This is a genomic window from Pseudomonas sp. 43NM1, from assembly GCF_002836905.1.
Classification (GTDB): Bacteria; Pseudomonadota; Gammaproteobacteria; order Pseudomonadales; family Pseudomonadaceae; genus Aquipseudomonas; species Aquipseudomonas prosekii.
This window is the reverse complement of sequence record NZ_MKGS01000050.1, coordinates 1-8975: the sequence shown is the minus strand read 5'-3', so window position 1 is coordinate 8975 and position 8975 is coordinate 1. Positions and strand designations below refer to the sequence as shown.

The window sequence follows — 8975 nt, the reverse complement described above, 5'->3', positions numbered from 1 at the left end:
GATATCGGCATGCGCGGTCCACGGCAGAATCACCCGTCCGGCCGCTGCGCTTTTAAGCAGGCTCAAACTCTGCGCAGCGGCAGATTGCACGGCCAATGACGGATCAGTCAGCGCCCGGCACAGCGCCTCAACCACCGGCTCATCCTCCCAGGCTTCGAGCAATCGCGCGGCTTCGGCGCGGACTTCTTCGGTCGGGTCCCGGGCCAGTCGATCAACCAGCCAGAGCAGGCCCTCCGGCTCTTCAAGGTCAGCCAATTCAATCAGCGCAATGCGCCGCACACCGGGATCGTCATCGGTCAGGCGCGGTTGCAGGGCAAGAATGTCGTGGTTTTCGGTTGTTTCAAATAATGAGGTCATAGGGCAAATCGCGGCAGTTTGTTTTCTTGGGGAAGTCCGAGGGGATTCAGGCGTGGCAATTGCCGACCGTCCTCGTGACGCAGAAGCTCGAGGCAGTGACGCTTCAAGCGTGAAAATGGGTGGCTGGTGACCAGCTCGGTGGTGCGCGGTCGCGGGAAGTCGAGGCGCAGGTCTTCGATGATTCGCCCGGGCCGCGAGCTCATCACCAGCAGACGATCGGCGAGGAACAGCGCCTCGTCGATGTCATGGGTGACGAACACCACGGTGGTGCGGATCCGCGTCCAGATGTCCAGCAGCAGCGCTTGCATGTTCAGCCGCGTCAGGGCGTCGAGCGCGCCGAACGGCTCGTCCATCAGCAACAGGCGCGGACGATTGATCAGCACGCGGGCAATTTCCACGCGTTGCTGCATGCCGCCGGAGAGCTGATCCGGCCAGCGTTCGGCAAAGCCTTCGAGGCCGACCAGCGCGAGGATCTCATCGGCCGCTGTGTGCCGTTCAGCCTTGCCGACGCCGCGCATTTTCAGGCCAAAAGCGACGTTGTCGCGGACCGTGCGCCACGGGAACAGTGTGTGATGCTGGAACACCATGCCGCGCTGCGGCGACGGGCCGAGGATCGGCGCGCCGTCGACATTAAGGGTGCCGACACGCGGTTGCAGATGCCCGGCCAAGGCACCGAGCAAGGTCGATTTACCGCAACCGGACGGGCCGAGAATGCACACGAATTGCCCCGGCTCGATCTGACAATCCAGACCTTGCACGGCTTCGAACGCGGCACGGCCCTCACCGAGGCTGATCGACAATTGGGCGATATCGATGCGCCCTTCTGGCTGCTGCAAAACGCTCATCAGGCTTTTCCTCGTGGTCGATGCCAAGGCGTGAACAGCCCGCCGAGGCGTTTGATCAGCAGGCTGCTGCCCATCCCGAGTACGCCGATCAGCAACATGCCGACGACGATGTCGGCGTAGTTCTGGATGGTGTAGGACTCCCAGGTGTAATAGCCGATGCCGTACTGGCCGGAGATCATTTCGGCGGTCACCAGGCAAAACCACGAGGTGCCCATGCCGATGGCGAGGCCGGTGATGATGCTTGGCGCAGCGCCCGGCAGGATCACTTCCAGCAGGATCGCCCGGCGCCCTGCCCCGAGGCTTCTGGCCGAGGCGATCAGGCGTGGATCAACGCCTTCGACGCCGTGCACGGTGTTGAGCAGGATCGGGAACAGCGCGCCGGTGAAGGTGATGAACACCATCGACAGTTCCGACGACGGAAACATCAAGATCGCCAGCGGAATCCAGGCGACTGCCGGAATCGGCCGCAGCACTTCGAGTGGCGGCAACAGCAGGTCTTCGGCCCATTTCGAACGGCCGATGGCCAGGCCCAAAGCGATGCCGATGATCAGCGCCGCGAGGTAACCGGCAAATACCCGGCTGAGGCTGCTGCTCAGGTGCTGCGCCAGTTTGCCGGAGTCGCCGAGGCCAAGCGCGGCATCGACCACGGCTAGCGGCGTCGGCACATTGGCGAAGGTCACCAGGCCGAGGTTCCAGCGACCGTCGGCAGCGAATTGCCAAAACAGCAGGCAGAGCAGCAGCGAAGCGGCCCTTGGAATCCAGCGTGTTATGGATCGTGACATAGATCTTCCTCTCAACCGAGATCACTGTGGGAGCGAGCCTGCTCGCGATTGCGGTCTGACATTCAGCATTTTTGTTGGCTGATCCACCCCCATCGCGAGCAGGCTCGCTCCCACAGGGGAATTGCGGTGTGTTGGGGTTAGCGAGTGGCAACGGCCTGGGTGGTGGCGTCGGTGAAGTCGAGCACTTTGCCGCCCTGGGCCGTGGCGAATTGCTGAGCCTGGCCCTTGAGCAGAAATGCGCTGAGTCGGCCCTTGGCATCGCTGGCAAACCACGCCTGATCCGCCAGCAATTTGATCCCGCTGTCACTCGCCTGCGCATACACCGCGCGGATGTTTTTGCCTTGCGATTTCAACCCGGCCAACGCGCTGAACGCCGCTTCCGCCGAGGCGTACTGGCGCACTTTCGGCTCGCCGCGCACCCAGATTTCAGCAACATGGCTGACGTCGGTGATGGCTTTGCCGGTCGCGGCATCCACGCCGTTGATCGGTGTCGGCGCGTAGTTCGCCAGTTGCGCGCTGTAGTCGAGATTCGAGGCCTTGAACGCGGCGCGGATGTACTGGTCATCGATAAACGTGTTGAGGTCGAGACCGCGATCAGCCTTCTTCAGCAACTTCAGCGTATCGATCGCCGTGCCGACCGCCTGGCGGTATTCCGGTTTCCAGCTCAGGTCGCGGGTTTGTACGCCCAACGGGCCGTAGAACAGGTAATTGACCTCGGCATCAACCCCGGTGACTTTGGCGATCAACTCGCTGTATTTCTCCGGCTCGGCGCTGAGCAATTGATTGGCTTCAATGCTCGCGCGCAAATAAGCGACGACGATTTCCGGGTACTTTTTCGCATACGCCTGATCGACCAATGCGCCATGAAATGTCGGCGCATTGGCCTGGGAACCGTCGTAAATCTTGCGAGCGAAACCCCGGCTCGGGAACAGTTCGGCGAACGGCACGAAGTCCGCGTGGGCGTCGATCTTGCCAGCCTGCAACGCGGAACCGGCGACTTCCGGCGGCTGCGCGATGATGTTCACATCCTTGAGCGGATCCCAGCCTTGCGCCGCGACCGCGCGCAGCAACATGCCGTGGGCGGTGGAGGCGAACGGCACGGAAATGGTTTTGCCTTTGAGCTCCGCCAGCGACTGCACGCTCGATGCGCTCGGCACCACGATGCCGTTGCCGCTGCCCTTGATGCTGCCCGACAGCACGCTGATAAACAGGCTGTGCTTGCCGGCGGTTTCGAACGCGACGCCGTTGAACGCGCCGGGGAAATCGGCCATGGCGCCGAAGTCGAGTTTGCCGGCGACCATTTCGTTGGTCAGCGGTGCACCGCTGGTGAAATTCTTCCACTCCACCTCGTATTTGGCGTCTTTGTATGGGCCGTCGTGGGGTAAGTATTTGTCGAGCAAACCGAGTTCGCGGATCAACAGCCCACCCGCGGCGCAGTTGATAGTGGTGTCCTGGGTGCCGATGGCGATGCGGATGGTTTCGGCCGAGGCCGACACGGTGAATGTAGCCAGTAGCAGACCGGCGAATCCTGCACGCAGCAATGTTTGCAAAGACATGAATTTTGCCCCTCGAATCATTTATAGGATGTTCGTCTCCGCCACGATCAGGGCGCGGTGGGAAACGAGGGGTGTTTTGAATCTGGCGTCCGGTGGTTGCCGGATGGCTCTTTTGTTGTCAGGGCCGGCCTCATCGCGAGCAAGCTCGCTCCCACAGGTTTTGTGGTGTTGGCAGGATTTTCGGCTGGCTTCGATCCACTGTGGGAGCGAGCTTGCTCGCGATGGCTCCCTGTGAATCAGCGCAAGAGGTACGGGATTTCCACTTTCACCGCGCCGGTCGGGCAGTCCTTTTCACAGGGCATGCAGTACCAGCATTCGTCGAACGCCATGTAGGCCTTTTGCGTGGCCGGATTGATTGCCAACAGGTCCATCGGGCAGACGTCCACGCACACGGTGCAGCCTTTGTGGGCGATGCAAAGATCCTCGTCGACCGTGACCGGCGCGTTGGAGCGGAAGAAGATTTCCTGGGGTTGATAGGCCATGGTTCGGACTCTCTTTGATTGATCGTCAGGCCGCAAACGCGCCGACGCGCAGCCGGTCGTAGGCCTGCATTTCTTCGGCATCGAGCGGGATGATGTAAGGCTCGACGGCTTTCTTGAAGCTGGTCATCTGGCCGTCGTCGCCCTTCTTCAAATGGCAATGGCAGAACCAGTCACTGTCGTTGCGTTGCGGGTGATCGACGCGATAGTGGTAAAGCCCCCAGCGACTTTCGGCGCGGAACAGCGAGGCACGCGCGGCCATTTCGGCGCAGTCGCGGATCATGCTGACTTCCATCGCGCGCATCAGCTCGTGGGGGTTGTGCGCCTTGATCTGATCGAGATCGCGCTGGATATCGCTGAAGCGCTGCAGGCCGATTTGCATCTTCTTGGTGACTTTCGGCGGTTGCAGGTAATCGTTCACAAAGCGCCGCAGCTTGTACTCGACTTGCGCTGGCGGCAGACCGTGTTCGCGATCCAGCGGCGCGTAGACCCGCTGTTTTTCCGTTTCGATTTGCTCGGCATTCACCGCTGAAAATTCGCGCCCGGCGACGAAATCCGCCGCGTTGGTTCCGGCAAACCAGCCATAGGTAAACGCGCCAAGCATGTAATTGTGCGGCACCGCCGCCATGTCGCCGGCCGAGTACAACCCCTTCACCGAGGTCTCGGCACGCTCGTTGACCCATACGCCCGAGGCCGAATGTCCGCTGCAAAAACCGATTTCGGAGATGTGCATTTCGACCATTTGCGTGCGGTAGTCGGTGCCGCGATTAGCGTGAAACTGGCCGCGACTCGGGCGCTCGTTGCTGTGCAGAATCTCCTCGATGTTCTGGATGGTTTCCTCGGCCAGGTGGTCGAGTTTGAGGAATACCGGACCGTTGCCGCTTTCGAGTTCCTGGTGGAACTCCCACATCATCTGGCCGCTCCAGTAGTCACATTCGATAAAGCGTTCGCCCTTGTTATTGGCGGTGTAGCCGCCCAATGGACCGGTAACGTAGGCGCAGGCCGGGCCGTTGTAATCCTTGATCAGCGGATTGATCTGAAAACACTCGAGGTTCGCCAGTTCGGCCCCGGCGTGGTACGCCATCGCGTAGCCGTCGCCGGCATTGGTCGGGTTTTCATAGGTGCCCATCAGGTAGCCCGAGGACGGCAGACCCAGGCGCCCGGCGGCGCCACAGGCGAGGATCACCGCTTTGGCCTTGATCACATGGAAGTCGGCGGTGCGGCAATCGAAGCCCATCAGACCGTTGACCGCGCCCTCTTCGTCCGTCAGCAAACGCGTGCAAACGACGCGATTAGTGATGCTCACGCGCGCCCGTTTCAACTGGCGATAAAGCACTTTCTTGATGTCGTGCCCTTCCGGCATCGGCAACACGTAGGCGCCCATGTGGTGGACTTTTTTCACCGCGTAATCGCCGGTTTCGTCCTTCTCGAATTTTACGCCCCAGCGGTCCAACTGCTCGATGGTTTCGAAGCTGTGGGTCGCATAGGCGTAGACCGCAGCCTGGTTGACGATACCGTCATTGGCGATGGTGATTTCCTTGGTGTATTGCTCCGGCGTCGAATGCCCGGGAATGATCGCGTTGTTCAAGCCGTCCATGCCCATGCTGATCGCACCGCTGCGCTTGACGTTGGCTTTGTCGATCAGCAGCACACGCAGATCGCGGTTGCGTTCCTTGGCTTTGATCGCCGCCATCGGGCCCGCGGTGCCGCCGCCGATCACGACGATGTCGTATTCCTGTTCGAGCGTCTTTCTATTCATGGAGCTGGAACTGTGGGTCATGCCTGATCCCCTTTTTGCCGGTCGATCCGCAAGCGGTACTGGAAGGCATCGCCACGGTAATAAAGGTGTTCGAAGTCCACGGGGCGGCCGTCGGCGTCGTGGGTCAAGCGCTCGATGCGCATGATCGGCGAGCCGGCTTCGACGTTCAGCGCCTGGGTCAGGTCGCTGTCTGCAAGCACAGCGTCAATCGCCAGATCGGCATGCCCGAGCGCCAGACCACAGTCGTTTTCGAGGATCAGGAAGATGTCGCGAGTGACCAGATCAGCCTTCTCCAACCGCTCGCCGATGGCCTGCGGCAGGTAGGTGATTTCCAGCGAGATCGGCTCGCGGTTGATCAGCCGCACGCGTTTGATCTGCGCGACGGTTTCCCCTTCGGCGACTTGCAGACGCTCGGCGACGAGTTTGTCGGCGGCAATGAATTTGAAGCTGCGCAGGCGGTTGATCACCTCGTAGCCGCGACCGGTCATCGACTCGGCGAGGCCTTGCAGGGTGCTGACGTTTTGAAAGGTTTTCGGTTTGGCGACGAAGGTGCCTTTGCCGTGGATCTTGAAGATCAGCCCTTCTTTTTGCAGATCGCCGAGCGCCTGGCGCACCGTAATGCGGCTGACTTTGAACAGCGCGCCGAGCTCGCTTTCGGACGGCATCTGGCTGTCTTGCGGGTATTCGCCATCGAGAATGCGCGCACGCAACACGTCGCGCAGTTGGGTGTGCAGCGGAACGCTGCTTAGGGAAAGTACGTTATCGGTCATCGCAGATCACTTGTTATAACGAGTTATGACGTGATCTTAGAGAAGTGTGCCGTCGCTTGAGAAATACTGTTTGAGCATAAGGTTAGATTCGCAGCAAAAACGAACCCTTCATGTAGCAACTGCCGAGCACCGCGAGGCTGCGTCCGGCGGCGAAGCCGTCGTCAAATCAGCCAATGGGGTGCATGCAGGGTTTACGACGGCTGCGCCGCCGAACGCAAAAACGATCCCTCTGTAGCAGCTGCCGAGCACCGCGAGGCTGCGTCCGGCGGCGAAGCCGTCGTCAAATCAGCCAATGGGGTGCGTCAGGGGCACCGTGCATGCAGAGTTTACGACGGCTGCGCCGCCGGACGCAGCCTCGCGGTGCTCGGCAGCTGCTACAGGGGTGGGGGGCTAGCGGTTGAGGATTTGGTCCATTACCCAATCGGTTTTCAGCGCCTCCGCAGCCAGTGCCGGGTGTTGCGATTCGCCGCGGATATGCGCATTCATACCAAGCACGTGGTGCCACTGGATGTGTTGGTGATTCTCGATATTCAGGCTGAGGTTTTCATCGGCTGCAAGCTGCACGGGGTGTTCGTCGAACACGGAGAAAGTGATCCGGCCCTTGCTGCCAATCAGCTCGACGCGGTCCTCGCGCCGGTCGGCGACGAAGTTCCAGCAACCCATGCCCGTCGCGCCAGACGCGAAGCGCCAAGTGGCACTGACCGCATCTTCCGCCGCATACAAACCCGCCTGGCGCGCGGTGAAACCGGCGACTTCGCGGATGTCGCCGAGCAGGTACTGGAACAGGTCGAAACCATGGCTGGCGAGGTCGGCGAAGTAGCCGCCACCGGCAATCGTCGGGTCGGTACGCCAGTTGTCGGCGCCAGTCAGGTCGGTCGGCGAAGGCGCTTTGGTCAGGGTCCAGGTCAGGTGTCGAACCTCACCGATGCGGCCCTCCTCCAGCCACTGCCGCACTTGCTGGAAGCGCGGCAACGAGCGGCGATAGTAGGAAACGAACAGGTGCAAACCGGCATCGCTGAACACCTGCTGCATCGCCCGACTTTGCCCGGCGTTGAGCGACATCGGTTTTTCCACGCAGCAATGTTTGCCGGCGGCGGCGACCATCAAAGCGTATGCATGATGGCTGTCGGGAGGCGTGGCGATGTACACCGCGTCGACCTCTGGGTCGTCGATCAACGCTTGCGCGTCGGTGTAGACCCGGGCGATGCCGTGACGCGCAGCGTAATCGCTGACCGCGTCGAGTCGCCGGCCCATCACCGCCACCAGCGCCGAGCCGGGCGCCTTGTAGAAGGCCGGGCCGCTTTTACGCTCAGCGACGCTGCCACAACCGATCATGCCCCAACGCACCACGTTCATAGTCACTCCTTGATTGTCAGCCGATGCGCAATGCGCGCAGGTCGAGGTGGCCGTCCTGCAGCGGCGGGCACCAGTAGTAGCCGCCAGTGATCGGCCGGCTGATGCGGTACAAACCGTCGGTAATGCCGTCCTCCAGACCGCTCATGCGCCGCAGTTGCGCTTCGAAAGCATCGAGGGAAAAACCGAACGCGAGGAACATCAAACCGGCGCGCTCGCCGTCGATCCACGGCATCGAACGGCGCACCACGAAGGCTTCCGGGGCGAAGCTTTCCTGGGCGGTGCGTTTGACGTGGGCGGAGATTGGCGCGTCGTCGAGTTCTTCGTTATCGCTGAGACGGCGGCCCATGATGTCGTCCTTCACCTGGGACGACATGGCGTGGAAACCTTTGAGGTCGTGCTGCCATTGCTGGATCGCGGCGAAGCTGCCACCGACCAGACCGTCAGCGCCCTCGCCGACCAGTGCTGCAGCGACGGCGGCTTCGTCGTGGGGGTTTTCCGTGCCGTCTTCGTAGCCGGTCAGGTCGTGGCCGGTACGGTGGCGGAAGGTTTCGTTCATCTGCACCAGACGAAATGCCGGGGCCAGCGCGGCTTCGAACGCCGTGCTGCGATTGAGCAGCTCACCGCGATCCTCGCCATGCAACCAGCACCACAGCGCGTGTTGGGTCGACGGGTTATCGACGCCAACCCCGGTCATCGCCGGGAACACCCGCAGACCGTCGATTTGCGCGTGCAGGGCGTGCACCAGCGACTCGCCAAAACCGACCACGGCGCACTTGCCGTCGACCAGTTGAATCAGGTGATCAAGCGCGGCCGGCAGCGCGGCGGCGGATTCGAGAGCGAAGAACATATGACGGGCGTGAGGCGGAACAGGGGTGGCGAGAATGCCCGGCTGGTAGTGACTCATATGAGCTCCTTTGAAAGAAGCGCGAAGTTTAACCGTTGCGGGGCGATCAAGGGCAACAAAGCCTTTGCAGGAGGTGGGGTTGCTCGTGATGGTGGTGGGTCACTGGGTATTGATGTGGCTGGGATGGCCTCATCGCGAGCAGGCTCACTCCTACAGGGGATTTGGGG

Annotated in this window: 9 protein-coding genes; all 9 read right to left on the bottom strand. The window is 61.5% G+C overall.

Going from position 1 to position 8975, the window contains the following annotated elements; all coding sequences use genetic code 11:
• On the bottom strand, positions 1-357 hold a 357-nt coding region (locus BI292_RS06855; protein WP_178076540.1), incomplete at its 3' end, for a HEAT repeat domain-containing protein.
• On the bottom strand, positions 354-1202 hold the full coding sequence (locus BI292_RS06850) for an ABC transporter ATP-binding protein (protein WP_101207419.1): 849 nt from the start codon (positions 1200-1202) through the stop codon (positions 354-356). The genes BI292_RS06855 and BI292_RS06850, both read right to left, overlap by 4 nt.
• Positions 1202-1984 carry an ABC transporter permease gene (locus BI292_RS06845; RefSeq protein WP_101207418.1) on the bottom strand — a complete coding sequence of 261 codons (783 nt, stop codon included), beginning with the start codon at positions 1982-1984 and terminating at the stop codon, positions 1202-1204. The genes BI292_RS06850 and BI292_RS06845 overlap by 1 nt, the downstream gene beginning before the upstream one ends.
• 137 nt (positions 1985-2121) lie before the next feature.
• Positions 2122-3540: an ABC transporter substrate-binding protein gene (locus BI292_RS06840; RefSeq protein ID WP_178076539.1), complete on the bottom strand. Its 1419-nt coding sequence runs from the start codon at positions 3538-3540 to the stop codon at positions 2122-2124.
• 236 nt (positions 3541-3776) lie between these two features.
• Positions 3777-4022: a ferredoxin family protein gene (locus tag BI292_RS06835; RefSeq protein ID WP_007946457.1), complete on the bottom strand. Its 246-nt coding sequence runs from the start codon at positions 4020-4022 to the stop codon at positions 3777-3779.
• 25 nt (positions 4023-4047) lie between these two features.
• Positions 4048-5778, bottom strand: coding sequence for a fumarate reductase/succinate dehydrogenase flavoprotein subunit (locus BI292_RS06830; protein ID WP_092281745.1), 1731 nt, complete (start codon positions 5776-5778; stop codon positions 4048-4050).
• Between the two features lie 17 nt (positions 5779-5795).
• A complete protein-coding gene (locus BI292_RS06825) occupies positions 5796-6548 on the bottom strand; it encodes a GntR family transcriptional regulator (RefSeq protein ID WP_092280652.1) in 753 nt (250 codons plus the stop codon).
• A 390-nt stretch (positions 6549-6938) separates the two neighbouring features.
• Positions 6939-7904 (bottom strand): Gfo/Idh/MocA family protein, encoded by a 966-nt coding sequence (locus BI292_RS06820; RefSeq protein ID WP_101207417.1) that lies wholly within the window; start codon positions 7902-7904, stop codon positions 6939-6941.
• A 16-nt stretch (positions 7905-7920) separates the two neighbouring features.
• Positions 7921-8808, bottom strand: a complete 888-nt coding sequence (locus BI292_RS06815; protein ID WP_101207416.1) for a Dyp-type peroxidase — start codon at positions 8806-8808, stop codon at positions 7921-7923.
• Positions 8809-8975: the final 167 nt, after the last annotated feature.